Raw genomic sequence first — 24,250 nt, 5'->3', positions numbered from 1 at the left:
CGGAGATACTCTCCGGCTTTTTTGTTATTTCACCTGCTGACCCGGCTTGGCGCCGTCGTCAGGGCTTAACAGGAAGATATCCTTCCCGCCAGGGCCGGCGGCCATCACCATGCCCTCGGAGATGCCGAAACGCATTTTGCGCGGCGCCAGGTTGGCGACCATCACCGTCAGGCGACCAATCAGCGGCTGCGGATCCGGGTAAGCGGAGCGGATGCCGGAGAAGACATTGCGTTTTTCGCCGCCGAGATCCAGCGTCAGGCGCAGCAGCTTGTCGGAGCCCTCGACGAATTCCGCGTTTTCAATCAGCGCCACGCGCAGATCGACTTTGGCGAAATCGTCAAAGGTGATGGTCTCCTGAATCGGATCGTCCGCCAGCGGACCGGTGACCGGCGCCGCGGTGGCTTTCACCTCTTCTTTAGAGGCTTCCACCAGGGCTTCCACCTGTTTCATCTCGATGCGGTTGTACAGCGCCTTGAACGGATTGACCTTATGCGCCAGCAGCGGCTGCTGAATGGCGTCCCAGTTCAGTTCGCTGTTGAGGAACGCTTCCGCACGCGCGGCCAGCTGCGGCAGGACCGGCTTCAGCCAGGTCATCAGCACGCGGAACATATTCAGGCCCATGGTGCAGATGGCCTGCAGGTCGGCGTCGCGGCCTTCCTGTTTCGCCACCACCCACGGCGCCTGCTCATCGACATAGCGGTTAGCCACGTCGGCGAGGGCCATGATTTCGCGGATGGCTTTACCGAACTCGCGGCTGTCCCATGCTTCGCCGATGCTTTCCGCCGCGTCGGTGAAGGTTTTGTACAGCGCCGGGTCGGCCAGCTCAGCGGCCAGCACGCCGTCGAAACGCTTGCTGATAAAGCCGGCGTTGCGTGAGGCGAGGTTAACCACCTTGTTGACGATGTCGGCGTTCACGCGCTGCACGAAATCTTCCAGGTTCAGGTCGATGTCATCGATGCGTGAAGAGAGCTTGGCGGTGTAGTAGTAGCGCAGGCTGTCGGCATCGAAATGATTTAACCAGGTGCTGGCCTTGATAAAGGTGCCGCGCGACTTGGACATCTTGGCGCCGTTAACCGTCACGTAGCCGTGCACGAACAGGTTAGTCGGCTTACGGAAGTTGCTGCCTTCCAGCATCGCCGGCCAGAACAGGCTGTGGAAGTAGACAATGTCTTTGCCGATAAAGTGATACAGCTCGGCCGTAGAATCTTTCTTCCAGTATTCGTCGAAGCTGGTGGTGTCGCCGCGCTTGTCGCACAGGTTCTTGAAGGAGCCCATGTAGCCGATCGGCGCGTCCAGCCAGACGTAGAAATATTTGCCCGGCGCGTTGGGAATTTCGAAGCCGAAGTACGGCGCATCGCGGGAGATGTCCCACTGCTGCAGGCCGGATTCGAACCACTCCTGCATCTTGTTCGCGACCTGCTCTTGCAGGGCGCCGCTGCGGGTCCACGCCTGCAGCATTTCGCTGAACGACGGCAGGTCGAAGAAAAAGTGCTCGGAGTCACGCATCACCGGCGTGGCGCCGGAGACCACCGATTTCGGGTCGATAAGCTCGGTAGGGCTGTAGGTCGCGCCGCACACTTCGCAGTTATCGCCATACTGGTCCGGAGATTTGCACTTCGGACAGGTGCCTTTCACAAAACGGTCCGGCAGGAACATGCCTTTTTCCGGATCGTAGAGCTGAGAGATGGTGCGGTTTTTAATAAAACCGTTCTCTTTCAGGCGGGTGTAGATAAGCTCCGACAGCTCGCGGTTCTCGTCGCTGTGCGTCGAGTGATAGTTATCATAGCTGATGTCGAAGCCGGCGAAATCGGTCTGATGCTCCTGACTCATTTCGCCAATCATCTGCTCCGGTGTGATACCGAGCTGCTGCGCTTTGAGCATGATCGGCGTGCCGTGGGCGTCGTCGGCGCAGATGAAGTTGACCTCGTGGCCGCGCATTCGCTGGTAACGGACCCAGACATCAGCCTGGATGTGCTCCAGCATGTGGCCGAGGTGGATGGAGCCGTTGGCGTACGGCAGGGCGCACGTTACCAGAATTTTCTTCGCGACTTGAGTCATAGTGAGCATTACATCTTCTGTTGTAAAAAGGGCTTCCGATATTACCAAAAGGGCTGTGGGTGCGCCATAAATGGCTGCCCATATATGGATAATCGTTACCTGTGATAAACTCTGTGATTACTGAAAGCATCTCAAAACAACAAAGGAGTCGGGATGAATTCGCAATCCCAGGCCAAATCCCCTGAGCGCCTACGTGCGATGGTCGCCGGGACGCTGGCCAATTTCCAGCACCCAACCCTGAAGCATAATCTCACCGCCCTTAAGGCGCTGCACCATGTCGCCTGGCTGGACGATACCGTCCATATTGAACTGCAAATGCCGTTCGTCTGGAGCAGCGCTTTCGAAGCGCTGAAAGAGCAGTGCAGTGCCGAACTGCTGCGCATCACCGGCGCGAAGGCCATCGACTGGAAGCTGACCCACAGCATCGCGACCCTCAAGCGGGTGAAAAACCAGCCCGGGGTCAACGGCGTGAAAAACATTATCGCCATCAGCTCCGGCAAAGGCGGCGTCGGTAAATCTTCTACTGCCGTAAACCTGGCGCTGGCCCTGGCGGCGGAAGGGGCGAAGGTGGGCATTCTGGATGCCGATATCTATGGTCCGTCGATTCCGACCATGCTGGGTGCGGAAGACAGCCGCCCGACCTCGCCGGACGGCACCCATATGGCGCCGATCATGAAATATGGTCTGGCGACCAACTCCATCGGCTACCTGGTGACCGACGACAACGCCATGGTCTGGCGTGGGCCGATGGCCAGCAAGGCGCTGATGCAGATGCTGCAGGAGACCCTGTGGCCGGATCTTGATTACCTGGTGCTGGATATGCCGCCGGGCACCGGCGACATCCAGCTGACCCTGGCGCAGAACATTCCGGTGACCGGCGCGGTGGTGGTCACCACGCCGCAGGACATCGCGCTGATCGACGCCAAAAAAGGCATCGTGATGTTCGAGAAAGTGGAAGTGCCGGTGCTGGGGATCGTGGAAAACATGAGCATGCATATCTGCAGCAACTGCGGGCATCACGAGCCTATCTTCGGCACCGGCGGCGCGCAAAAACTGGCCGAGAAATACCATACCCAGCTGCTGGGCCAGCTGCCGCTGCATATTACGCTGCGGGAAGATCTGGATAACGGCACGCCGACGGTGGTGGCGCGTCCGGACAGCGAATTTACCGACATCTACCGCCAGCTGGCGGGCCGGGTGGCGGCCCAGATGTACTGGCAGGGAGAAGTGATCCCGGGTGAGATTGCCTTCCGCGCCGTTTAAGGCCGCGGCGAGCGCATCAGCCAGTATCTGCCCTCGGGCGACGCGCCCTGTGCTTCAATGGTCCAGCCATGACGCTGGTAGAAGCGCAGGGCGTTTTTATTTTCCATCAGGCATTTCAGCGTTCCGCTGGCGGTAAAGCTCCGTTCGACCTGCGCCAGCAGCGCGCTGCCGATATGTTTGCCCTGCCAGTCGGGGTCGACAAACAGATGGTGAAGGAAATTATCGGCGGTCCATACGGCGGCAAAGCCCACCGGCTGGCCGTCGCATTCCGCGACTCACAGCTGTTCATCCGCGGTGGCGGCATCGAAATCTTCCAGCCGCCACGCCGCGGCGGGAAGCCAGGTCCACGATAAACTGCGCGCCCGCAGGAAGATCTGGCGCAGCGCCGGAGAGTCCGCTGGCTCGCCGGGGCGGACGTGGAGATTGCGCGGATCAACGATGGTAGAAGATCTCGCCATCATACACTTTGAGGATTTTGCCTTCGGTATCGGTAATCAGCACGTAGTTACCGCCCATATAGGTCCAGTGGCTGCCGGCGTCCGGCGCAGGCAGGTTACGCTGCTGCCACTGTTTAATGTTGTATTCCGGGGTGAGGTACATCGCCGGAACGGTGTCGCCGATGTGAAACTGGGTGAAATCGGCGGTGAATTCTTTCAGCGCATACTGATCGATCCCCGCGGCAGTAGCCGTCCAGTTGGCGCCAGCGGTGGCAAGAAGTACGCCCAGAAGCATCATTTTTGTTTTACGCATAGTTTCCTCAATATTACCTGGACTCAAAATAGCAGCCTCGTATCATTCCTGATGCGTTGCTGAAATGGCAAGCACTGGATTTTTAAAAAGTGTAAGCAAAACGCGGCGCAAGTCTTGTGCCGCTTGCGTTGCAGCGACGGTGATGCGTATTTTGGGAGCAATCTGAAGCAGGGGAGAATCAGCATGTTCAGGCTGGAAGATCTGACCTTATTTGTCCGCGCCGCGGCGCTGGGCAGTTTTAGCGACGCGGCGCGCGAGGCCGGGCAGCAGCCGGCGCAGGTCAGCGCGGCAATTAAGCGTCTGGAGACGATCCTCAATATTCGCCTGTTTGCCCGTTCGACCCGCAGCCTGCGCCTGACGCCGGAGGGGGAGACCTGGCTGCCCTACGCCACCCAGATGCTCGATACCCTCGAGGCCGGTCTGCAGAAGATCCAGACCCCGGATGATGAAGTTCGCGGCATGTTGCAGATTGCCGTGCCGTCGGACCTCGGGCGTAACCTGCTCCTGACCCTGTTCCGCGATTTCCGCCAACGCCATCCGGCGCTGCGCCTGCGGCTGCTCTTTTCCGATCAGCTGACCGACGTGTTTAAAGATCCGGTGGACGTTGCGTTTCGCTATGGCAATAACGACGATGCCTCGTTTATCTCGCTGCCGGTGGCGCCGGAAAATCGTCGGGTGCTGGTGGCCTCGCCTGAGTGGATCGCCCGCCATGGCGAACCGCAGACCCTCGAGGAACTCAGCCAGCACAATGCGTTGATCTACATTTTGCGCGGCCGTCCGTTCGACCGCTGGTCGCTGAGCCTCGACGGCGTGGTTCAGCAGCAGAAGGTTTCCGGCACGGTGATGAGCGACGACGCCGAGGTGATCCGTCGGCTGGCGATCGCCGGGGAGGGCATTGCCTATAAATCGATGCTCGACGTCAGCGACGATCTGCGGGCGGGGCGCCTGCGGCGCCTGCTGCCGCGTTATCAGGGGGATGTAGTGCCGTTGAATCTGATTTGTCCGCACCGCAAACAGCTCTCTGCCGCGGTGCGTTTGTTATATGAAGAGGTGAAATCACATTGTGAAGGGCTTAATGCCTGACTAAGGTCGCGAAGTAATACACCAGCGGGACGGCCAATACCCACAGGCCAATCGGGATCTCCCGCCACTTACCGGCGATAGCCTTGATCACAATGTAAAACAGCAGCCCGCCGGCAATCCCGGTGCCAAAGCTGTTGGCGATAAGGGTGATCATCACCATCATCAGCACCGGCAGCCCGTCGGTGAAGTTGGCAAGATCCACTTTGCGCAGGCCGCTGAACATGTTCAGGCCAATCAGGATCAGCGCCGGGGCGGTGGCTTCTTTCGGGATCATTAACGCCACCGGCGTGAACAGCAACATCAGCAGGAACATTACCGCCGCTGACAGCGCGGTGAGGCCGGTTTTGCCGCCCGCTTCCGCTGCCGCCGAAGATTCAATCAGCGCCGTCGCCGCCGGAATGCCCACCCACGGGCCGAGCGCGGCGGCAATCGAATCGACCATGAACGGGCGATTAATCTGCGGCATGTTGCCTTCTTCATCCAGCAGACCCGCCTCGCCGCCCACCGCCAGCGTTGTCCCCATGGTGGAGAAAAACTCAGATGCGAAAAAGACGAACAGGAACGGCAGGAAGGCGATGTTTAACGCCCCCAGCAGGTCAACCTGTCCCAGCACCGGCGCCAGCGAGTGGGGGGCATCGATAAAATGCGTCGGCAGTTTAGTCACGCCGAACGGGATACCCACCAGCGTGGCGCACAAAATAGCCCACAAAATGGCGCCCGGTACCTTACGCGCCTGCAGGGCTATCGCCAGGAACAGGCCGCACAGCGCCACCAGCGCGCCGGGGGCGAGAAAGTCGCCGAGCATCAGGGCGTTGGTTTTCGCATTGGCCAGCACCAGCCCGGCATTGCGAAAACCGAGGACGGCGACAAACAGGCCGATGGAGGCCGTCAATCCCAGCTTGATCGACTGCGGCACCGAGCGGGTGACCACTTCGCGCAGGCCAAAGCGGGTCAGCAGGAAGAAGAGGATCCCCGACCAGCAGGCAATTCCGAGGCCAGTCTGCCAGCCAATCCCTTCGCTACCGGCCAGCGTCACCCCCACCAGCACCGAGCCGCCAATGCCCGGGCCGACGATAAACGGCAGGTTGGCATAAAACGCCATCAGCAGCGAGCCGACGACGAAGACCAGAATGGTGCCGGTGGTGGCGGCGCCTTTATCCATCCCGCCGATCGCCAGCAGCCCCGGGATAACCACCAGTAAATAGGCGGCGGCGAGAAAGCCGGTGATCCCGGCCAGGCATTCGGTGCGTAGCGTGCCGCCGCGCGAGCGCAGCGCAAAGCGGCGCTCCAGCCAGTTAGCGCGGGCGGAAGAGTGAAGTGTGTTATCGGCCATGCTCAGGCTCCCTGAGGATTATTGTTGTGATCGGTTGGCTCCGGGATCTCCCGGCAGGCTATCAACGGGTCGACTATCTGGCGGCTGCCGCCGTCGGTCAGACCCAAATCGGTTAAATGCGGCCCGGCGTTACAGGCAAGGCAGGTGCCTTCAATGGCCTTGAAGACCCGGTACGGCGGCTCCCAGTCGGCGACTTGGCTGCTCAGATCGCGCAGCTCGCGGAACTGACGCGCCAGTTCCGCGGCCGGGAGATCCGACAGCATGCCGGCAATCGGCATCGCCACATGGGCGAGGATCTCGCCCTGTTGCGCCAGCGCCATCCCGCCGCCGGAGGCGATAAGCTGGTTGGCCGCCAGCGCCATATCATTAGCGTCGCGCCCGAGCACCACCAGATTATGCGAGTCGTGGGAGTAGCTGGTGGCGATGGCGCCGCGCAGCTCACCCCAGCCTTCAAGCAGGGCGATTTGCGGCGTCGCCTGATGGCGGCCGTGGCGGTGCTTGACCCAGATCAGACTGAAGCCGGCGGGCAGCTGGACTATCCCGTCACGAACCTGCACTTCCACTTCGCCCCACTGGGTGAAGCGCGCGCCGCGGATATGGCGCAGGCGGGCGATGCCGTGACGAATGCCCTGGACGCGCAGAATAAAGTCATCGGCGCGGAGGGGGGCGATCTGCAAAGTATCGCGCGGCGGCGTGACGCCCGCGGCGGGCGCGATCGGTGTCAGCAGGTTGCCCGCGCGGGCCAGCAGCTTACCGCCTATGTAGACTTCGCGGGCCACCAGTTTCTCCAGGGAATCAAACACCACCAGATCGGCGCGCCGCCCGGCGGCAATCAGCCCGAGATCGTGGCGCTGCAGGCGAATAGCGGCGTTGAGGGTGGCGAATCGCAGCGCATCGACCGCCGGTAAACCGTGCTCGATCAGCAGGTTAAGCAGGGCGATGATGCCGCCTTTCTCCAGCAGCATATCCGGCGGCACGTCATCGGTGCAGACGGTGATCTGCGAGGAGAGGTGCGGCAGCGTTTTTAACGCCGCGACGATATCTGGCAGCAGATAGGGGTGCGAGCCGCGGATCTCGATCGTCAGCCCGGCGCGCAGTTTTTCCAGCGCGTCGTCCGCCGAGGTAAGTTCGTGATCGGAGGTGACGCCGGCGGCGAGGTAGGCCTGCAGGTCAGCGCCGCTCAGGCCGCGGGCGTGGCCTTCAATCAGTTTGCCGCTGTTGAGACCGGCCTGGACAATCTCCTGCATCCGCTCGCTACCGTGCAGCACGCCGTGCATATCCATCACCTCCGCCACGCCGCGCACTTCCGGCCAGCCGAGCATGGTCTCCATCTCCGCGCCGGCAAAATCGGCGCCGGACATTTCGAGACCCGGCGTGGAGGGAACGCTGGACGGCGCGGCGACCATCACCTGCAGCGGCAGATGGCGGCTGGCGTCCACCGCATAGCGCACGCCAGCGACGCCGAGGACGTTGGCCAGCTCATGCGGATCCCAGAACACCGCGGTGGTGCCCTGGGTGAGGACGATTTCCGCATAGCGCTCCGGTGGCAGGTGCGAGCTTTCGAGGTGCACGTGGGTGTCCATCAGGCCGGGGGACAGGTAGCCACCGGCCAGGGAACGCACTTCATGGGCGTCTTCGCGACTGCCGCGCGGGTGGACGCTGGCGATCATCTCGCCGACGATACCGACGTCAGCGGGGCGAATTTCGCCCGTGGCCATATCGATGATCTGCGCATCGATCAGCAGCAGATCAAACGGGGATTCACCGCGCGCGGCCTGCACGGCGCGACGGCGGACTTGAGCATTGCTGGACATAACCACTCCGGCACAAGGATAATGCGGATACTCTAGGGGCACAGCAAACGTTTGCCCAGATGAATAAATTTATCACCCGATAAGCTCGGGTTATTGTGCAGGACCACCGTAGCGAACCCGATGATGAACGAACCCTGGCAGCGGCTGCCCGCGCTCTCTCTTAAACAGCTTCAGTATTTCGTCACCCTGGCCCAGCTGCGCCATTTTACCGATACCGCCAGTCGGCTGGCGATTAGCCAGCCGGCGCTGAGCAGCGCCCTGCGGCAGATTGAAACGGTACTCGGCGGTAAGCTGGTCAACCGTACCGCTGCGACGGTCACTCTGACTGAACTGGGGGCGGCGATTTTACCCCACGCCCAGCGGATCCTCAGCGTGGCGCAGGCGGCCTTTTCCGATATGCAGCAGATTGTCGAGGCGGGTGGCGACGGGACGGTGCGTATCGGTCTGGTGCCGTCGGTCAGTTCGCTGCTGTTTCCGCTGCTGCCGCAGACCCTGGCTGAGGCCTTTCCGCGTCTGCGCATTGAATTTCACGATCAGACCAACGATGCGCTTATCCAGGCGCTGCAGCGCGGCGAGATTGATTTCGGCATCGGGGCGATCGACAGCTCACTGCCCGCAGAACTGCTGGTCTATCCGCTGCGCGAAGATCCCTTCGTGGCGGTGCTGCACCGCGACGATCCGCTGGCCGCGCAGGCACATCTGCCGTGGAAACAGCTGGTGGGGCGGGATATTGCTGTGTTCTCGAAGGGCAATATCCAGCGGCTGGTGGCGGCATTAGTGGAGAGCCATCGCCTGACGCTGACCACCCGCTACCAGGTGGACTATATCGAAACCCTGTATGGTCTGGTGCGCTCGCGCTTAGCGGTGGCGATTCTGCCGGCGCTGTACACCACCCATCTGCAGGACCCGGCGCTCAGGGTCGCCCACCTGCAGCAGCCGGCGCTCGCCCGCACAGTGGCCCTGATGCGCGGCCCGCAGGCGCTGCCCCCGCTTATTGAAGACTGTTTTTCTCTGCTGCAGGCCGCCTTGCGCTAGGGCAGGTGCTTGATCAGCACGTCTACGGTTAAGTGGTTGATGTACTCCAGCGAGTGTGAGGAGAGGACGCCCAGCAGCCGGTTATGGTGCCCGGCAATAATTAAATCGATCTGCCGCTGCCGAACGCAGGTTTCCACGTCTTCAAACCGGCGGGTGGTCACCAGCGAGAGGGTATCCACCGGCAGGGAGACGGTGCAGGCCAGCTCGTTGAGCAGGGCTTTGGCCTGGATCACCTCCTGCGAGACCCGATCGTCGCGCAGGCTGTCGGAAACATAGTTCAGCGCCCGGTAATCGGTGCTGATGTGGGCGATGGTGATGCGCATGCCGTTCTCTTCTGCCATTCTGGCGGCATGCTGGAGCAGCGGGACGCCGTCCTGACTGCTGTTAATCAGTACCAGCGCATGGTGATAAACGGCCATGGCGTATATCCTCGGTAGGCTAAATAGCGCATGATGTCATTATTTTCCGCCCGCCAGCAGCGGAATGCAATCCCGCCCGGTCGCCTGATGAGCATGATGGCCGCGAAGGTGTCGTATCCAGGGCTAAAGGCTTGTTGTATGAACCGGTGAGTTGCGGTAAATTCCACAACGCTTAACAATTTCACTATTTTGACTCGGGGTGCCCTTCTTCGTTGAAGGCTGAGAAATACCCGTACCACCTGATCTGGATAATGCCAGCGTAGGGAAGTCAGAGACCGCAGGGTCATTGCTTCTACCTCGTCTGGCGGGAGCAAACTATGCCTGAGCTGTTGAATCCCGCGCCTGTCGCGCACCTGCGCCATCTGCTGCGCGCCCATTCCCCCCTTGTGCACTGCATGACTAATGACGTGGTGCAGACCTTTACCGCCAACGTTCTGCTGGCCGTCGGCGCCTCGCCGGCGATGGTGATCGATCCCCGCGAAGCGGCGCAGTTTGCCGCTATCGCTGATGCGCTGTTAATTAACGTCGGTACCCTGACCGAAGATCGCGCCGTGGCGATGCGCGCCGCGGTGGAGCACGCCCGTCAGGCCGGCAAGCCCTGGACGCTGGATCCGGTGGCGGTCGGCGCCCTGACCGTGCGCACGGCCTTTTGTCACGAGCTGCTGGCCTTCCAGCCGGCGGCCATTCGCGGCAATGCCTCTGAAATTCTGGCGCTGGCCGGGATGAGCGCCGGCGGGCGCGGGGTGGATACCACCGATACGGCCGCCGCGGCGCTGCCGGCGGCCCAGGCGCTGGCTCGTCGGCTGGCTACCGTGGTGGCGGTCACTGGCGAGGTGGATTACGTCACCGACGGCGAGCGGGTGCTCAGCGTGGCGGGGGGCAATCCGCTGATGACCCGGGTGGTGGGCACCGGCTGCGCGCTGTCGGCGGTGGTGGCGGCGAGCGCGGCGCTGCCGGGAGACCGGCTGGAAAACGTGGCCGCCGCCTGCGGGCTGATGAAGCAGGCCGGGGAGATCGCCGCCCGTCAGGGAGGCCCAGGCAGCTTTATTCCGGCGTTTCTCGACGCGCTGTATCAGGAGGTGCAGGGATGAAACGCATCAACGCCCTGACCATCGCCGGCACCGATCCCAGCGGCGGGGCCGGTATCCAGGCCGATCTGAAAACCTTCTCCGCGCTGGGGGCCTATGGCTGCTCGGCGATCACCGCCCTGGTGGCGCAGAATACCCGCGGCGTACAGTCGGTCTATCGCATCGAACCAGATTTTGTGGCCGCGCAGCTCGACTCGGTGTTCAGCGATGTGCGTATCGATACCACCAAAATCGGCATGCTGGCGGAGACCGATATTGTGGAAGCCGTGGCCGAGCGGCTGGCGCGCTACCGGGTGGCCAACGTGGTGCTGGATACCGTCATGCTGGCGAAAAGCGGCGATCCGCTGCTGTCGGCTTCGGCGGTGGAGACCCTGCGTCAACGATTGTTGCCGCAGGTGTCATTGATCACCCCGAACCTGCCGGAAGCGGCCGCGCTACTCGATGCCCCCCATGCGCGTAACGAACGGGAAATGCTGGAGCAGGGGCGGGCGCTGCTGGCGCTGGGCTGCGGCGCGGTATTGATGAAGGGCGGCCATCTCGACGATGCCGAAAGCCCGGACTGGCTCTTCACCCGAGAAGGGGAACAGCGGTTCACCGCGCCGCGAGTGCAGACCAAAAATACCCACGGCACCGGCTGTACGCTCTCCGCCGCGCTGGCGGCGCTGCGCCCGCGTCACGCGGACTGGGCGGCCACCGTTATCGAGGCGAAGGCCTGGCTGTCGGCGGCTCTGGCGCAGGCCGACTCTCTGGAGGTGGGCCACGGTATCGGGCCGGTGCACCATTTCCACGCCTGGTGGTAAATGGCAGCGCAACGGGACAGCAGAATCTCCTGAAAAAATGGCCCCCCGGCTGGAAAATAGGCTAAGTCGGTACCAGGCTTAACCTGCCCAAAAAAATTGGGTTGGGATAATGCATGCCGGCTTCGGCCGGCCTTACGGGAGATTGCTATGACTGATATTACGCAGTTGCTGGGCAAAGATGCCGAGAGCCTGTTGCAGCACCGTTGTATAACCATTCCGTCCGACCAGCTGTATCTGCCTGGCGCAGATTATGTTGATCGGGTGATGGTGGATAACAACCGACCACCGGCGGTGCTACGCAATATGCAGACCCTGTACAATACCGGACGCCTGGGGGGAACCGGCTACCTTTCCATTCTGCCGGTTGACCAGGGCGTGGAGCACTCGGCGGGCGCCTCCTTTGCCGCCAACCCGCTGTACTTTGATCCGAAAAATATCGTCGAGCTGGCGATCGAAGCCGGCTGTAACTGCGTGGCGTCGACCTACGGCGTGCTGGCCTCGGTGTCGCGCCGCTACGCGCATCGCATCCCTTTCCTGGTGAAGCTCAACCATAACGAAACGCTGAGCTATCCCACCGAATACGACCAGACCCTCTACGCCAGCGTTGAGCAGGCGTTCAATATGGGGGCGGTGGCCGTGGGAGCGACGATCTATTTCGGCTCGGAACAATCGCGTCGTCAGATAGAAGAGATTTCCGCCGCCTTTGAGCGGGCCCATGAGCTGGGCCTGGTCACCGTGCTGTGGGCCTATCTGCGCAATTCGGCGTTCAAGAAAGACGGCGTCGACTATCATGTTTCCGCTGACCTGACCGGTCAGGCCAACCACCTGGCGGCCACCATCGGCGCCGATATCGTTAAGCAAAAGATGGCGGAGAATAACGGCGGCTACAAAGCGGTTAACTTCGGCTATACCGACGATCGGGTATACAGCAAACTGACCAGCGATAACCCCATCGATCTGGTGCGCTACCAGCTGGCCAACTGCTATATGGGCCGCGCCGGGCTGATCAACTCCGGCGGCGCGGCGGGCGGGGAGACCGACCTTGCCGACGCGGTGCGCACGGCGGTGATCAATAAACGCGCCGGCGGCATGGGGCTGATCCTGGGCCGCAAAGCGTTTAAGAAATCGATGGCCGACGGTGTGAAGCTGATCAATGCCGTGCAGGATGTTTATCTGGATGGCAAAGTGACTATCGCATAAGGCAAAAATCCGGGCGGCACCGCCCGGATTGCTCGTTGTTTGTACCAGATGCGGTTTATTAAGACTCTGCCGCGTTGGCGGTAAACGGTTTCGCATGCTGATCGCTGGTAAAGCCAGGCTGTTCAACGCGGATTAACGGGCACAGGAAGAAGGCCAGAATATATAAGGCGGTATAGGCTATTACCACGCCGATAGTGCTGAAATAGGGCAGCAGTACCACGGCAATCGCCGGCGCCAGAAAGTTCGACAGCCCGGCTGACAGGTTATAGACCGAAATCGCCGCGCCTTTATGGTTCGGCTCCAGCGCCGGGAACACCGCCGCCATCGGCACAAACGCGGCGACAAAAATCCCCAGGGCAATAGCCGGTACCAGCGCCATGGCAAAATTATGGCCGAAGTGCTGGGGCAGGTAATAGAACGCCAGGCTGGAAAGCGCCATCCCGATGCAGCCGAACCAGCGGATAACCTTCATCCAGCCCATTTTCTCCGCCACAATCCCCCAGAAAACGTTCGAAAAGATCGTGGTGAAGAAGAATGCCGCCCATACCTGCAGCCATTCCGAGGTGGTAAATCCCAGCTCATCAACAAACATCATCGGCATGATCACCGCAAAACCAAACAGCGACAGGGTGTTGATAATGCGCACAATGCTCGAGAACAGAATGCTGCGGTTGGTATAGAGCAGCGTCGCGGCGCGCCCCAGTTCGGCGAATTTTTCACGAGTGGTCAGGTTCTGCATATGGCGCGGCGTTTCGGTATGACGCATCGACACCAGCGCAATAATGCCGCCGGTGGCGCAAAAGAGCAGCGCCAGCCACAGGGTGCCCATTTCGCCAATGTGGGGAATGGTAAAACTCGGAATATAGCTGCCGAACACGCCGATACCCACCGAGTAGACCGCCCAGAACCAGCCCAGCGCGGAGCTGGAACTGTCGCTGCGGACGTTGTGGATAATGGCGACGATAAAGGAGTAGAGGAACAGCGGGTAGGCCAGGCCGCGGATGCCATAAAACAGCAGGATCAGCGCATAGTTGGCGCGACCGAGGCCGAAGACGAGGAACAGTACGTGGAATACACACCACAGCACGAAGCCAATCAGCATAGCTTTACGTGGGGTAATGATTTCCGCCACCACGCCGGAGACCCACGCCGACAGGGCGGCAGCCAGACCGTAGAGAGTAAAGGCAAAGGAAGCCTGCGCCGGGGTGAATCCGAGTGCTTTGATGTAGTGCGACAGAAAAGCCAGCTCAAAGCCGTCGCCGGTCATAAACACGGCGATGGCGACATATCCCCAGATGAGGTTGAGCGGTAGACCGTACCACTGTTTGTTATTAACGGACATGTTGACCTCGATTTCAGAGTGCAGATGAGTGTCTCCGCTGCACAGCAGCGGAGCATTATTGTTATAAAATAAGGAGGTATGTTATTCGCGAATCAGCCTGCCGGCCTGTTGTAGCGCCTTATAGGCCGCATACCTGCGCTGATGAAGCGGGCTAAACGCCGTCTCGCTGTGATAGGTGGCATCCACCTGAGTAAACTGCTTCATGGCCTCCGGCAGCGAAGCCGCGACTCTGCCCGCCACCGCGCCGAGGATGGCGGAACCTAACAGCACCGGCTCGCGGCTGGCGGTGCTCACGATGCTAACGCCGCAGGCGTCGGCCAACAGCTGACGCACCAGCGGATGCTGCCCGGCTCCGCCGCTGATGACGATATTTTCACTCTCAATTCCGCAGGCGCGCTGGGCGTCAATGATCTGTCGCAGACCATAGCCAATCCCGCATAGCCCGGCAACGTACAGCGCGGTCAGGTTATCCAGGTCCCGCTCCATCCCCAGCCCGGCAATCAGCGCTTTCGCGTGGGGATCGGCAAGCGGCGCGCGATTACCGAGAAACTCCGGAACGACGTGCAGACCGGCGGCCAGCGTTACCGCCTCAGAAGGGGAAGCAACTTGCGTCAGAACGCGATCCGCCAGCCAGACCGGTAGAGGGACGCCTGCGGCTTTCGCTTGCTCGCGCGCTTGCGCCGCCGCCGGATGGAAGCTCAGCAGCTGGTCGATAGCCGCGCCGGCGGCGCTTTGCCCGCCTTCACTTAGCCAGTAGCCCGGCACCATCGCCGAATAGTAAGGGCCCCAGACGCCCGGGACGAATACCGCTTCCTGAGTGGTGGTCATGGTGCAGGAAGAAGTGCCGAAGACATAGGCCATATTGTTGACCGCGCCGTTAAGCACGCCGACGGTACCGATGCCGCCCGCGTGGGCGTCAATCATCCCCACCGCCACCGGCGTACCGATCGGCAGGCCCATCTCCTCTGCCGCCGTGGCGCAAAGGCCCTCGCCGCAGGGGGTGCCTGGATCGACAATCCGCTGGCCGATGCGGACAAAATCTTCATCCGCCAGCTCTGCGAGGCCAATCTGGCGGAAGTAACCGGCATCCCAGCGTTGTTCATGCGCCAGGTAGGTCCATTTACAGGTCACCGTGCAGACCGAGCGGGCTTCATCGCCGGTTGAGCGCCAGGTGAGGTAATCGGCGAGGTCGAAGAAGTGGCGCGCCTGCTGATAGATGTGCGGGCGATTCTCTTTCAGCCACAAAATTTTCGGCGTTTGCATCTCCGGCGAGATTTTGCCGCCAACGTACCGCAGTACCGGGTGGCCCGTGGCATTGATCTTTTCCGCCTGCCCGGTGGCGCGATGATCCATCCAGACAATAATGTTGCGGTCCGCATCGCCCGAAGGCCCGACCGCCAGCGGCGCATCGTTATCGCCAATCACCACCAGCGAGCAGGTGGCATCGAAGCCGATCCCGGCTATCGACGACGGCGAAACGCCGGCGTTGGCCACCGCCGTTTTAATGCAGTAGCACACCGCCTGCCAGATCTCACGGCTCGACTGCTCGACCTTGTTTCCGGCGCTGCGAAACAGGGTTATTTCCCGGGTCGCGTGGGCGAGGAGCTCGCCCCGCAGATTGAATACCCCGGCGCGCACGCTGCCCGAACCGACATCCACGCCAATAATGTTTTGCGTATCGTTTTGCATCACATCCTCTCACAGGTTGGCCAGGGTCAGAGATCCACGCTGTTCGGCAGGATCACAATGTCGCGCACGGTGACGTTTTTCGAACGCGTCACCATAAACAGCACCGACTCCGCCACTTCAATCGGCTGCATCAGGCTGCCGTTGGCCAGCGCTTCGTCCATTTTGGCTTTTGGCCAGTCGTCCAGCAGAGCGGTAACCACCGGGCCCGGCAGTACGGCGCCGACGCGCACGCCATACTGCGCCACCTGGCGACGAGTGGTGTGCACAAATGCCTGCACCGCGAATTTCGACGCGGTATAGACAGGCTCCCAGATCACCGGCACCACGCCCGCGATCGAGCTGGTGAAGATAATATCCCCGGATTTTTGCGCGATCAGATGCGGCAGGACGCTGCGCACGCAGCGGAAGGCGGCGTTGATATTAAGGTGCAGCACGCGGTCCCAGACGTCCGGGTCGCCCTCGGCCACCGGCCCGCCGATATAGGCGCCGGCGTTGGCGTGGAAGATATCGAGACGCCCGGTAAGCTGCAAAATGCCCTGCAGTAGGTTATCGACCTGGTCCGCCTGCATCAGGTCGACCTGCAGGGCGAAGGCGTTTTCGCCAAGTTCGGCGACCAGTTTGTTGAGCTTTTCGCCTTCGCGGTCGATCAGTACCACTTTTGCGCCAGCTCCCAGCAGGGTCCTCGCGCACTCGAGGCCGATACCGGACGCCGCGCCGGTGATCGCGGCGACTTTACCGCTGAGGGAAGTATTCATAGAGGAGACAGAGTGCTTCATTTTATAATCCTTTGCCGTGTCTGGTTAAAACTATCGAACGCGAGGGCATCACGTTCGAGGTGATAGACTAAAACTGGTAACATATTGAATATCAGCATCTTAATTCAGGCTTGCTGGCATGTTGAGGCGGTATGCGCGCGTACTTCCTGGCGTGAAAAGGATGCTCAATCGATGAAGCTATGTTGCTCTCGCTTCATCGATTGAGCAAGTGGGGAAATTAACAGCGACATGATTTTGTGACGCAAGTTGGAAAAATGAAGAAGATAACGATTTACGACCTGGCGGAACTTTCCGGCGTTTCGGCGAGCGCGGTGAGCGCTATCCTCAACGGTAACTGGAAAAAGCGCCGCATCAGCGCCAAGCTTGCGGAAAAGGTGACGCGGATTGCCGAGGAGCAGGGCTATGCGATTAACCGTCAGGCCAGCATGCTGCGCAGTAAAAAATCACACGTCATCGGTATGATTATCCCCAAATATGATAACCGCTACTTCGGTTCCATCGCCGAACGCTTTGAGGAGATGGCCCGCGAGCGCGGCCTGCTGCCGATTATCACCTGTACGCGCCGGCGTCCGGAACTGGAGATCGAAGCGGTAAAGGCGATGCTCTCCTGGCAGGTTGACTGGGTGGTCGCGACCGGGGCGACCAATCCGGATAAAATTTCCGCGCTATGCCAGCAGGCGGGCGTGCCAACGGTCAATCTCGACCTGCCGGGCTCTCTCTCGCCGTCGGTGATTTCGGATAACTACGGCGGCGCGAAAGCGCTGACTCATAAGATCCTGGCTAATAGCGCCCGCCGCCGCGGAGAGCTGGCGCCGCTGACCTTTATCGGCGGGCGCAGCAGCGACCATAACACCAGCGAGCGTTTACGCGGCTTCCACGATGCGCATCGCGAGCTGGGGCTTAGCGTGCCGCAGGCGAATATTCTGGCTCCCGGCTATTCGAAAGGACACGTTGAGGACTGCCTGCAGGAGCGGTTTGGCAGCGTGAAGACGTTGTTGCAGGGGATATTTGTTAACTCGACGATATCCCTGGAAGGGGTTGTGCGCTGGCTGTCGCAGGTGGGTCTGACCGGCAGCGAGCAGCCGCCGATGGGCTGCTTCGACTGGGATCCTTTTGTCTACCTGCTGGGGCACGATATCGACATGGTGCAGCAGGACGTGCCGGCGATGCTGGACGCTGTTTTTTCGATTATTGACGCCGGCGAAGCCAGCCAGCAGCGGATTGAAATTCCCCCGCGACTGATGAGCAGCAGCTGAGTCGCTGTCTGGCTGTTAAACGTTACCGCGTCAGCAGCCAGCGGGCGGTATGCTCATCGGTCACCAGGCCATTGATCCAGCCGCCTTTAAGGGCGGCCAGGATCGCCGGTCGTTTATGTTCTCCACAGGCAGCGGCAATCCGCGGGCAGTGGCTCTGGCGGATATCATAGCTGGTGATCATGCGGTTGATCTCGCTGTCTACCACGTCGCCTTGCGCATCAATAAACCGCCCGAGGATTTCCCCGATGCCGCCGCGGGCGGTCAGCTCATCCATCTGCGCCTGATTGATAAAGCCGTCTTTAAAGATCGGACTTTGCGTGCCCAGCGGACCAATGCCGACAAAAATCACGTCCGCCTCTTGGGCGACGCCGGAGACGCTGCGGAATAAGCGGTTGGTGCACCACATCTCATGCTCCTCCGCGCTCTGGGCGTAGCGCGGCGCCGGCCACTGATAGTACTTGGCCTTAATTTTGCGGGTCAGCAGCAGGGGCACGTCATCGTAATAATTGCACTGCCCGTCGGCGTTCATGGCGCTGATCAGCGCCACGCAGCGGGTATTCAGGCTGTCAAAATCGATGCGCTGCAGCGCTTTTTTCAGGGTCAGGCCCGAGCCCAGACCGATAATTTTCTCTTTATCATCCTGCAGATAGCGAGCCATCAGCTGATAGCAGCCAAATGACACACTGTCGAGGGTGCTTTCTTCGCTAAAGGCGGGGACCACATTGCACTCGATCAAGCGGTATTTTTCCTGCAGCAACTGCGCATAATCGAGGCAGTTCGCTACCGGATGGTGCAGATTAATTGACACAATCCCTTCTTCTTTCGCGGCGGCGATCAGCCGTTGCACCACCGGTCTGGAGGTGCCCAGCTGGCTGGCAATCTCGCTCTGATTCTGGCCGGCGATGTAGTACATCCATGCGGCACGCACCTTCTGATCCAACCGGATATCGTCTTCTTTACTCATGGTTTCCCGCCCTAAGTTGCTGGCCAGGGCACGCAATTGGCCCGGCGAATACCCGCATTCTCGCCGTGGTTGGCATAACTGGCAAGCTTTTGCTCTTTTCTGGTCATTTGTAATTTAATTGGGTAATTGCTCTTTTGTGATCTATGGCTCTTATTTTGGTCAAATGATCAATTACAGTGGCGCCATCAACTCAAGGAGAGCAGAACATGAACAATCAATTCACATGGCTTCATATCGGTCTGGGTTCTTTTCATCGCGCGCATCAGGCGTGGTATCTGCATCGTCTGATTGCTTCCGGGGATAATCGCTGGCGCATCGCGGCGGGGAATATTCGCAACGACGCCGAGCAGGTGGTCCAGGCGCTGGCGGCGCAGGGAGGACGTTACGTCCTCGAGACCGTCAGTCCGGAAGGGGAGCGCGAATATGAAGAGATCACCTCAATCCAGAAACTGCTGCCGTGGCAGGCCGGGCTACAGCCGCTGATTAACGAAGGGGCAAACCCGCAGACCAAAGTTATCGCCTTTACCGTGACGGAAGGGGGGTACTACCTGAACACTCGCCATCGTCTGGAAACCAGCAACCCCGATCTGCAGGCCGACCTGCAAGGCGAGTGCAAAACCATTTACGGCACCCTCGCGCGGATCCTGGAAAAGCGCATGGCCGACAACGCCGGGCCGCTGACCCTGCTCAACTGCGATAACGTGCGCCATAACGGCGAGCGTTTCCACGACGGCATGGTCGAGTTCCTGCAGCTCACCGGCAAACAGGCGGTGATTGACTGGATGGCGGCCAACACCACCTGTCCGAACACCATGGTGGACCGCATCACCCCGCGTCCGGCGGCCGATCTGCCGGCCCGCATCAAAGCGCAAACCGGAATTGATGACAAAGCGCCGGTGATGGGGGAGACCTTTATCCAGTGGGTAGTGGAGAACAACTTCCGCGATGTCCGCCCGAATCTGGAGGCAGTCGGCGTGGAGATGGTGGAGTCGGTCATCCCGTATGAAGAGGCGAAAATCCGTATTCTGAACGCGTCGCACAGCTGCATTGCCTGGGCGGGAACCTTAATCGGCCAGCAGTATATTCATGAAAGCACGCTGACCGATGTTATCTACGCCATTGCCGACCGCTACGTTACGGAGGACGTTATTCCGTGTCTCGGCGACAACGGCATTGATCTGCCGACCTACCGGGATGTGGTGCTTAAGCGCTTTACCAACCCCTATATCCAGGACACCAACCAGCGCGTCGCCGCCGACGGCTTCTCGAAAATTCCGGCGATGATCGCGCCAACCTTGCAGGAGTGCTACCAGCGCGGCGTCCGCCCGGAAGCGACCGCCATGCTGCCGGCGCTGTTCTTCGTCTTTATGGAGCAGTGGCACAAGGGAACTCTGCCGTATCAGTACCAGGACGGCATCCTGGATGCGCAGGCGGTGCATGAGATGTTCGAGGCTCAGGATCCGGTGGCTGTCTACGCGCGCGATAAAGCCCTGTTTGGTGATCTCGCCAACAACGCGGATTTCCTGGCGCTGATGCGCGAGAAAGTCGCCGCCGTTTACACGCTGATTAACTAAGAGGTGGCTATGTATCTGGGTATCGATCTCGGCACATCGGAAGTCAAAGCGCTGGTCATTGATGAGAACCATGAGGTTATCGCCAGCCATAGCGCGCCGCTGAGTATTCAGCGGCCTCATCCGCACTGGTCAGAACAAGCGCCGGAGCTATGGTGGGAGGCGACGGAGTACCTGATGGCCACGCTACGGGAAAAATGCGCCCAGCATTGGCCGGCTATTAAGGCGATTGGCCTCTCCGGGCAGATGCACGGCGCGGTGTTGCTGGATGCAGAGGGGAAGGCGATCCGTCCGGCCATTCTTTGGAACGACACCCGCTGCGCCGCAGAGTGCGCCGAGCTGGAGGCGATGGCGCCGGAGCTGCATCAGGTGGCGGGCAACCTGGCGATGCCGGGCTTTACCGCGCCGAAGCTGTTGTGGGTGCGCCGTTACGAGCCGGAACACTTTCAGCGCACCGCCACGGTGCTGTTGCCCAAGGATTATCTGCGCTACCGGATGACCGGGAAGAAAGTCTCCGATATGTCGGACGCCGCCGGGACGCTGTGGCTGGACGTGGCGAAGCGCGACTGGTCCGACGCTCTGCTGGACAAGTGCGGCTTGTCGCGTAGCCAAATGCCGACGCTGGTGGAAGGCTGCGAGGTTTCCGCCACCCTTGACCCGCAGGTGGCTGCCCGCTGGGGGCTGAACGCCTCGGTGGTGGTGGCCGGGGGCGGGGGGGATAACGCGGTCAGCGCCATTGGCGTCGGCGCGGTCTCGCCGGGGGATGCGTTTATTTCGCTCGGCACCTCTGGGGTGCTGTTTGTGGTGACCGATGCCTATCGTCCGGCGCCGCAGTCGGCGGTACATGCGTTTTGTCACGTGCTGCCGAACCTGTGGCACCAGATGAGCGTCATGCTGAGCGCTGCCAGCTGTTTGCAGTGGTTCTGCCGCCTGACCGGCACCACGGAGGTGGCGCTGCTGGCGGAGATTGCCGAGCTAAGCGAGGAGGATAAAGCCAACGCGCCGTTCTTCCTGCCCTATCTCTCCGGGGAACGAACCCCGCATAACGATCCTGACGCGCGCGGCATCTTCTGGGGCATGACCCACGCCAGCCTGCGCGCGCAGCTCGGCTACGCGGTGCTGGAGGGGGTGAGCTTTGGGATCAACGACGGCCTGCAGGCATTGAAAGAGAGCGGGACGCCGATCGCGCAGTGCTCGCTGGTGGGCGGGGGCGCCCGCAGCCCGTTCTGGGCCCAGCTGCTGGCCGATATTCTCGCTATGCCGGTGGTGACCCACAAAGGCGGAGAGACCGGAGGCGCGCTGGGCGCGGCGCGGCTGGCCTGCCTGGCGGCGGGCAAACCGGTTGCCGCGGTGTGTGAAAAACCGGAAGTCTGGCAGACCTGGCGTGCGGATCCCATTCGCCACCACATCCTGATGCAACGCTACGCGCAGTTTAAAGCCCTGTATTTAAACGATCTGCACTATCGACAGCACTGATTTTCATCATAACCGCCGCTTCGTTGCACGTCGCGGCGCGGCCACCCTGTACCCTGAAAACGAGGTCATTATGTCTATCAATAATAAACAGTGGCTCGGTTTACCCCTGAACCTGCTCTGGGGATACATCGCCATTGCCGTATTTATGACCGGCGACGGTTTTGAATTAGCCTTTCTGTCGCACTATATCAAAGCGCTCGGCTTCTCTCCGGCGGAGGCCTCCTTTGCCTTTACCCTCTACGGCCTGGCCGCTGCGCTGTCGGCGTGGATTTCCGGGGTGGTGGCGGAAATTATCACCCCGCTGAAAACGATGATGATTGGCTTCGTGCTGTGGTGCGTATTCCACATGCTGTTCCTCGTTTTCGGCCTCGGTCACGCCAACTATGCGCTGATCCTGCTTTTCTACGGCATCCGCGGCTTCGCCTATCCGCTGTTCCTCTACTCGTTTATCGTGGCGATTGTCCATAACGTCAAAAGCGACAACGCCAGCTCGGCCATCGGCTGGTTCTGGGCGGTGTATTCCATCGGCATCGGGGTCTTCGGCAGCTATATTCCGAGCTTTACCATTCCGCACATTGGCGAAATGGGCACCCTGTGGCTGGCGCTGGCCTTCTGCCTTACCGGGGGCGTGATTGCCCTGGTTTCCCTGCGCCATATTCAAACGCCGCAGCATATGCAGAATCTCACCACCCGTGAGAAGTTTTCCGAGCTGGGACGCGCCGCGACGCTGCTCTATACCAACCGCAATATTCTGCTGTCGAGCATGGTGAGGATTATCAATACCCTCTCGCTGTTCGGCTTTGCGGTGATTATGCCGATGATGTTTGTCGATGAGCTGGGCTTCAGCACTTCAGAATGGCTCCAGGTATGGGCAGTCTTCTTCTTCACCACCATTTTCTCTAACGTGCTGTGGGGGATCCTCGGGGAAAAACTGGGCTGGATGAAGGTGGTGCGCTGGTTCGGCTGCATCGGGATGGCGCTCTCCAGCCTGGCGTTTTACTACATTCCTCAGCACTTTGGCCATAGCTTTGCGATGGCGCTGATCCCCGCCATCGCCCTCGGGATCTTTGTCGCCGCCTTCGTGCCGCTGGCGGCCGTGTTCCCGGCGCTGGAGCCGAAGCATAAAGGCGCGGCCATTTCGGTCTATAACCTGTCGGCGGGGATGTCGAACTTTCTCGCGCCGGCGATTGCCGTGGTGCTGCTGCCGTTCTTCAGCACCATCGGGGTGGTGATCGCCTATACCGCATTGTACGTGGTGGCCTTTTTCCTCTGCGCCTTTATCCGCGTGGAGCAGCCGGGGTTCTCCCACAAGGAAGCAGCCCGCGAGCAGGTTGAATTCTCGTAGGTACTGCGGCTGGCATGCGCTTCATGCCAGCCTTAATGAGGTGAACGAATGAGTATGCAGGCGGTTATTTTTGACATGGATGGCGTGATTATTGATTCCGAGGCGCTGTGGCGTCAGGCGCAGATTGACGCCCTCGCGCAGTGGGGGGCAACGGCGAGCGTTGCTGAATGTGAAACCCTGACCAAGGGCAAGCGCCTCGACGACATTGCCGGCACCTGGTGCCGCTATTTTCAGCTTGATCTCGCTCCGCAGCGGCTTGAAGACGCCATCCTGCAGCGCATCACCCGCCTGATTGCCGCGAAAGGCGAACCGATGCGCGGGGTGCAGGAGGCGTTACGCTATTTTCGCGAAGCGGGTTATAAGATTGCGCTCGCCACGTCATCATCTCGTCAGGTTATTGCCGCTGTGCTGAACAAGCTTTCGCTCTGGCACTTTTTTGACGCGATCTCCAGCGCGGATGATGAACCATGCGGCAAACCGCACCCGGCGGTGTACCTCACGACGCTGCGGAAGCTCAATCTCAACGCCAGCCAGTGTCTGGTGATTGAGGATAGCTTTACCGGCTTTTGCGCGGCCCAGTCGGCGGGGATTGCCACGATAGTGATTGCAGAAGATAGCCAGCACGCGCGTTTTCAGGCCGCCGCTGGCCGCTATCAAACCTTACCTGAACTGCTGGAAGCGCTTAGCGCGGAGCCAGCGGCGGTGGTATAAGTCAGCCATTTGTGGGCGCAGACATTCCCGGGATGTAGCTGGTCGGTTAATCTCTTCTCTGCGCTCACGCCCTTTTTTCTCCTGGTCGATCTGCCTCACATTTCGCTCATCTTTTGTGAAAACAGTCAAGTCTTGTTGTGCCAATGCCCAAATTTATGGCCTTGCTTAGCGGTGTTTGTCCGAGGCACTACTACGAAGTTGTGCTTAGATTATATATTGAAACGTATTTTCAATAATGTAAAACCGCTTTGCCGATCTGCTTATGTCGATCGGATTT

General features: G+C 60.4%; 20 protein-coding genes, 1 pseudogene and 1 riboswitch. Of the genes and pseudogenes, 11 read left to right on the top strand and 10 right to left on the bottom strand.

Annotation, left to right across the window (positions count from 1 at the left end):
- Positions 1-24: 24 nt before the first annotated feature.
- Positions 25-2,058, bottom strand: coding sequence for a methionine--tRNA ligase (metG, locus tag RRF55_RS06170; protein ID WP_040181413.1), 2,034 nt, complete (start codon positions 2,056-2,058; stop codon positions 25-27).
- Between the two features lie 153 nt (positions 2,059-2,211).
- Here metG and apbC point away from each other — a divergent pair, with 153 nt between their 5' ends.
- A complete protein-coding gene (apbC, locus tag RRF55_RS06165; RefSeq protein ID WP_002912751.1) occupies positions 2,212-3,321 on the top strand; it encodes an iron-sulfur cluster carrier protein ApbC in 1,110 nt (369 codons plus the stop codon).
- On the opposite strand, the pseudogene RRF55_RS06160 reads toward apbC, so the two are convergent.
- Positions 3,318-3,782, bottom strand: a pseudogene (locus tag RRF55_RS06160) (GNAT family N-acetyltransferase). The gene apbC and the pseudogene RRF55_RS06160 overlap by 4 nt on opposite strands.
- Positions 3,754-4,071 (bottom strand): RcnB family protein, encoded by a 318-nt coding sequence (locus RRF55_RS06155; protein WP_032104243.1) that lies wholly within the window; start codon positions 4,069-4,071, stop codon positions 3,754-3,756. Before RRF55_RS06155 ends, RRF55_RS06160 begins: the two are co-directional and overlap by 29 nt.
- A 183-nt stretch (positions 4,072-4,254) precedes the next feature.
- Between RRF55_RS06155 and RRF55_RS06150 the strand changes: the two genes are divergently transcribed.
- Positions 4,255-5,154, top strand: coding sequence for a LysR family transcriptional regulator (locus tag RRF55_RS06150; RefSeq protein WP_004149074.1), 900 nt, complete (start codon positions 4,255-4,257; stop codon positions 5,152-5,154).
- Here the strand turns inward: RRF55_RS06150 and RRF55_RS06145 are convergent.
- Both RRF55_RS06145 and RRF55_RS06140 read right to left on the bottom strand, forming a co-directional pair.
- Positions 5,144-6,487: an NCS2 family permease gene (locus tag RRF55_RS06145; RefSeq protein ID WP_002912743.1), complete on the bottom strand. Its 1,344-nt coding sequence runs from the start codon at positions 6,485-6,487 to the stop codon at positions 5,144-5,146. The two genes, RRF55_RS06150 and RRF55_RS06145, sit on opposite strands and share 11 nt — an antisense overlap.
- 2 nt (positions 6,488-6,489) lie before the next feature.
- Positions 6,490-8,301, bottom strand: a complete 1,812-nt coding sequence (locus RRF55_RS06140; protein WP_032415250.1) for an adenine deaminase — start codon at positions 8,299-8,301, stop codon at positions 6,490-6,492.
- Between the two features lie 120 nt (positions 8,302-8,421).
- Between RRF55_RS06140 and RRF55_RS06135 the strand changes: the two genes are divergently transcribed.
- Positions 8,422-9,336: a LysR family transcriptional regulator gene (locus tag RRF55_RS06135; RefSeq protein ID WP_004175111.1), complete on the top strand. Its 915-nt coding sequence runs from the start codon at positions 8,422-8,424 to the stop codon at positions 9,334-9,336.
- Here the strand turns inward: RRF55_RS06135 and RRF55_RS06130 are convergent.
- Positions 9,333-9,755, bottom strand: coding sequence for a universal stress protein (locus RRF55_RS06130; RefSeq protein ID WP_004189084.1), 423 nt, complete (start codon positions 9,753-9,755; stop codon positions 9,333-9,335). The two genes, RRF55_RS06135 and RRF55_RS06130, sit on opposite strands and share 4 nt — an antisense overlap.
- 185 nt (positions 9,756-9,940) lie before the next feature.
- Positions 9,941-10,038, top strand: a riboswitch (TPP riboswitch).
- A gap of 34 nt (positions 10,039-10,072) precedes the next feature.
- On the opposite strand from RRF55_RS06130, the gene thiM reads away from it, so the two are divergent.
- The 3 genes from thiM (at position 10,073) to fbaB (ending at position 12,843) form a co-directional block, all read left to right on the top strand.
- Entirely contained in the window at positions 10,073-10,846 is a 774-nt protein-coding gene (gene thiM / locus RRF55_RS06125; RefSeq protein WP_004175113.1) for a hydroxyethylthiazole kinase, read from the top strand.
- Positions 10,843-11,643, top strand: coding sequence for a bifunctional hydroxymethylpyrimidine kinase/phosphomethylpyrimidine kinase (gene thiD / locus RRF55_RS06120; protein ID WP_002912707.1), 801 nt, complete (start codon positions 10,843-10,845; stop codon positions 11,641-11,643). The genes thiM and thiD overlap by 4 nt, the downstream gene beginning before the upstream one ends.
- A 147-nt stretch (positions 11,644-11,790) precedes the next feature.
- Positions 11,791-12,843 (top strand): class I fructose-bisphosphate aldolase, encoded by a 1,053-nt coding sequence (gene fbaB / locus RRF55_RS06115; protein ID WP_002912704.1) that lies wholly within the window; start codon positions 11,791-11,793, stop codon positions 12,841-12,843.
- A gap of 58 nt (positions 12,844-12,901) precedes the next feature.
- Here fbaB and RRF55_RS06110 read toward each other — a convergent pair whose 3' ends face one another.
- From RRF55_RS06110 to RRF55_RS06100, 3 genes are all read right to left on the bottom strand, one after another.
- Complete coding sequence (locus RRF55_RS06110; protein ID WP_004175116.1) at positions 12,902-14,185, bottom strand: RbtT/DalT/CsbX family MFS transporter; 1,284 nt, start codon at positions 14,183-14,185, stop codon at positions 12,902-12,904.
- Positions 14,186-14,266: 81 nt separating this feature from the next.
- On the bottom strand, positions 14,267-15,874 hold the full coding sequence (locus RRF55_RS06105; protein WP_048332205.1) for an FGGY-family carbohydrate kinase: 1,608 nt from the start codon (positions 15,872-15,874) through the stop codon (positions 14,267-14,269).
- A gap of 26 nt (positions 15,875-15,900) precedes the next feature.
- Positions 15,901-16,650 (bottom strand): SDR family oxidoreductase, encoded by a 750-nt coding sequence (locus RRF55_RS06100; RefSeq protein WP_004175119.1) that lies wholly within the window; start codon positions 16,648-16,650, stop codon positions 15,901-15,903.
- Between the two features lie 254 nt (positions 16,651-16,904).
- On the opposite strand from RRF55_RS06100, the gene RRF55_RS06095 reads away from it, so the two are divergent.
- Positions 16,905-17,906 (top strand): LacI family DNA-binding transcriptional regulator, encoded by a 1,002-nt coding sequence (locus tag RRF55_RS06095; protein WP_064153689.1) that lies wholly within the window; start codon positions 16,905-16,907, stop codon positions 17,904-17,906.
- Between the two features lie 22 nt (positions 17,907-17,928).
- Here the strand turns inward: RRF55_RS06095 and RRF55_RS06090 are convergent, their stop codons facing one another.
- A complete protein-coding gene (locus RRF55_RS06090; RefSeq protein WP_002912679.1) occupies positions 17,929-18,870 on the bottom strand; it encodes a sugar-binding transcriptional regulator in 942 nt (313 codons plus the stop codon).
- A 206-nt stretch (positions 18,871-19,076) separates the two neighbouring features.
- Here RRF55_RS06090 and dalD point away from each other — a divergent pair, with 206 nt between their 5' ends.
- The 4 genes from dalD to RRF55_RS06070 all read left to right on the top strand — a co-directional run bounded on the left by dalD (position 19,077) and on the right by RRF55_RS06070 (position 23,973).
- Positions 19,077-20,444, top strand: a complete 1,368-nt coding sequence (gene dalD, locus RRF55_RS06085) for a D-arabinitol 4-dehydrogenase (RefSeq protein WP_004184846.1) — start codon at positions 19,077-19,079, stop codon at positions 20,442-20,444.
- Positions 20,445-20,453: 9 nt separating this feature from the next.
- A complete protein-coding gene (gene xylB, locus RRF55_RS06080) occupies positions 20,454-21,917 on the top strand; it encodes a xylulokinase (protein WP_064153690.1) in 1,464 nt (487 codons plus the stop codon).
- Between the two features lie 70 nt (positions 21,918-21,987).
- Entirely contained in the window at positions 21,988-23,262 is a 1,275-nt protein-coding gene (gene dalT / locus RRF55_RS06075) for a D-arabinitol transporter (protein WP_064153691.1), read from the top strand.
- 48 nt (positions 23,263-23,310) lie between these two features.
- Positions 23,311-23,973: an HAD family hydrolase gene (locus RRF55_RS06070; protein WP_014343330.1), complete on the top strand. Its 663-nt coding sequence runs from the start codon at positions 23,311-23,313 to the stop codon at positions 23,971-23,973.
- Positions 23,974-24,250: the final 277 nt, after the last annotated feature.

It is taken from the genome of Klebsiella sp. K47 (assembly GCF_051858335.1).
GTDB classification, from domain to species: domain Bacteria; phylum Pseudomonadota; class Gammaproteobacteria; order Enterobacterales; family Enterobacteriaceae; genus Klebsiella; species Klebsiella pneumoniae.
This window is presented reverse-complemented; position numbering and strand designations above follow the sequence as displayed.

Excerpts from the sequence above, each read along its gene's own strand:
- metG (WP_040181413.1), bottom strand. The coding sequence starts at position 2,058 with ATGACTCAAGTCGCGAAGAAAATTCTGGTAACGTGCGCCCTGCCGTAC.
- apbC (WP_002912751.1), top strand. The coding sequence starts at position 2,212 with ATGAATTCGCAATCCCAGGCCAAATCCCCTGAGCGCCTACGTGCGATG.
- RRF55_RS06155 (WP_032104243.1), bottom strand. The coding sequence starts at position 4,071 with ATGCGTAAAACAAAAATGATGCTTCTGGGCGTACTTCTTGCCACCGCT.
- RRF55_RS06150 (WP_004149074.1), top strand. The coding sequence starts at position 4,255 with ATGTTCAGGCTGGAAGATCTGACCTTATTTGTCCGCGCCGCGGCGCTG.
- RRF55_RS06145 (WP_002912743.1), bottom strand. The coding sequence starts at position 6,487 with ATGGCCGATAACACACTTCACTCTTCCGCCCGCGCTAACTGGCTGGAG.
- RRF55_RS06140 (WP_032415250.1), bottom strand. The coding sequence starts at position 8,301 with ATGTCCAGCAATGCTCAAGTCCGCCGTCGCGCCGTGCAGGCCGCGCGC.
- RRF55_RS06135 (WP_004175111.1), top strand. The coding sequence starts at position 8,422 with ATGATGAACGAACCCTGGCAGCGGCTGCCCGCGCTCTCTCTTAAACAG.
- RRF55_RS06130 (WP_004189084.1), bottom strand. The coding sequence starts at position 9,755 with ATGGCCGTTTATCACCATGCGCTGGTACTGATTAACAGCAGTCAGGAC.
- thiM (WP_004175113.1), top strand. The coding sequence starts at position 10,073 with ATGCCTGAGCTGTTGAATCCCGCGCCTGTCGCGCACCTGCGCCATCTG.
- thiD (WP_002912707.1), top strand. The coding sequence starts at position 10,843 with ATGAAACGCATCAACGCCCTGACCATCGCCGGCACCGATCCCAGCGGC.
- fbaB (WP_002912704.1), top strand. The coding sequence starts at position 11,791 with ATGACTGATATTACGCAGTTGCTGGGCAAAGATGCCGAGAGCCTGTTG.
- RRF55_RS06110 (WP_004175116.1), bottom strand. The coding sequence starts at position 14,185 with ATGTCCGTTAATAACAAACAGTGGTACGGTCTACCGCTCAACCTCATC.
- RRF55_RS06105 (WP_048332205.1), bottom strand. The coding sequence starts at position 15,874 with ATGCAAAACGATACGCAAAACATTATTGGCGTGGATGTCGGTTCGGGC.
- RRF55_RS06100 (WP_004175119.1), bottom strand. The coding sequence starts at position 16,650 with ATGAAGCACTCTGTCTCCTCTATGAATACTTCCCTCAGCGGTAAAGTC.
- RRF55_RS06095 (WP_064153689.1), top strand. The coding sequence starts at position 16,905 with ATGAAGAAGATAACGATTTACGACCTGGCGGAACTTTCCGGCGTTTCG.
- RRF55_RS06090 (WP_002912679.1), bottom strand. The coding sequence starts at position 18,870 with ATGAGTAAAGAAGACGATATCCGGTTGGATCAGAAGGTGCGTGCCGCA.
- dalD (WP_004184846.1), top strand. The coding sequence starts at position 19,077 with ATGAACAATCAATTCACATGGCTTCATATCGGTCTGGGTTCTTTTCAT.
- xylB (WP_064153690.1), top strand. The coding sequence starts at position 20,454 with ATGTATCTGGGTATCGATCTCGGCACATCGGAAGTCAAAGCGCTGGTC.
- dalT (WP_064153691.1), top strand. The coding sequence starts at position 21,988 with ATGTCTATCAATAATAAACAGTGGCTCGGTTTACCCCTGAACCTGCTC.
- RRF55_RS06070 (WP_014343330.1), top strand. The coding sequence starts at position 23,311 with ATGAGTATGCAGGCGGTTATTTTTGACATGGATGGCGTGATTATTGAT.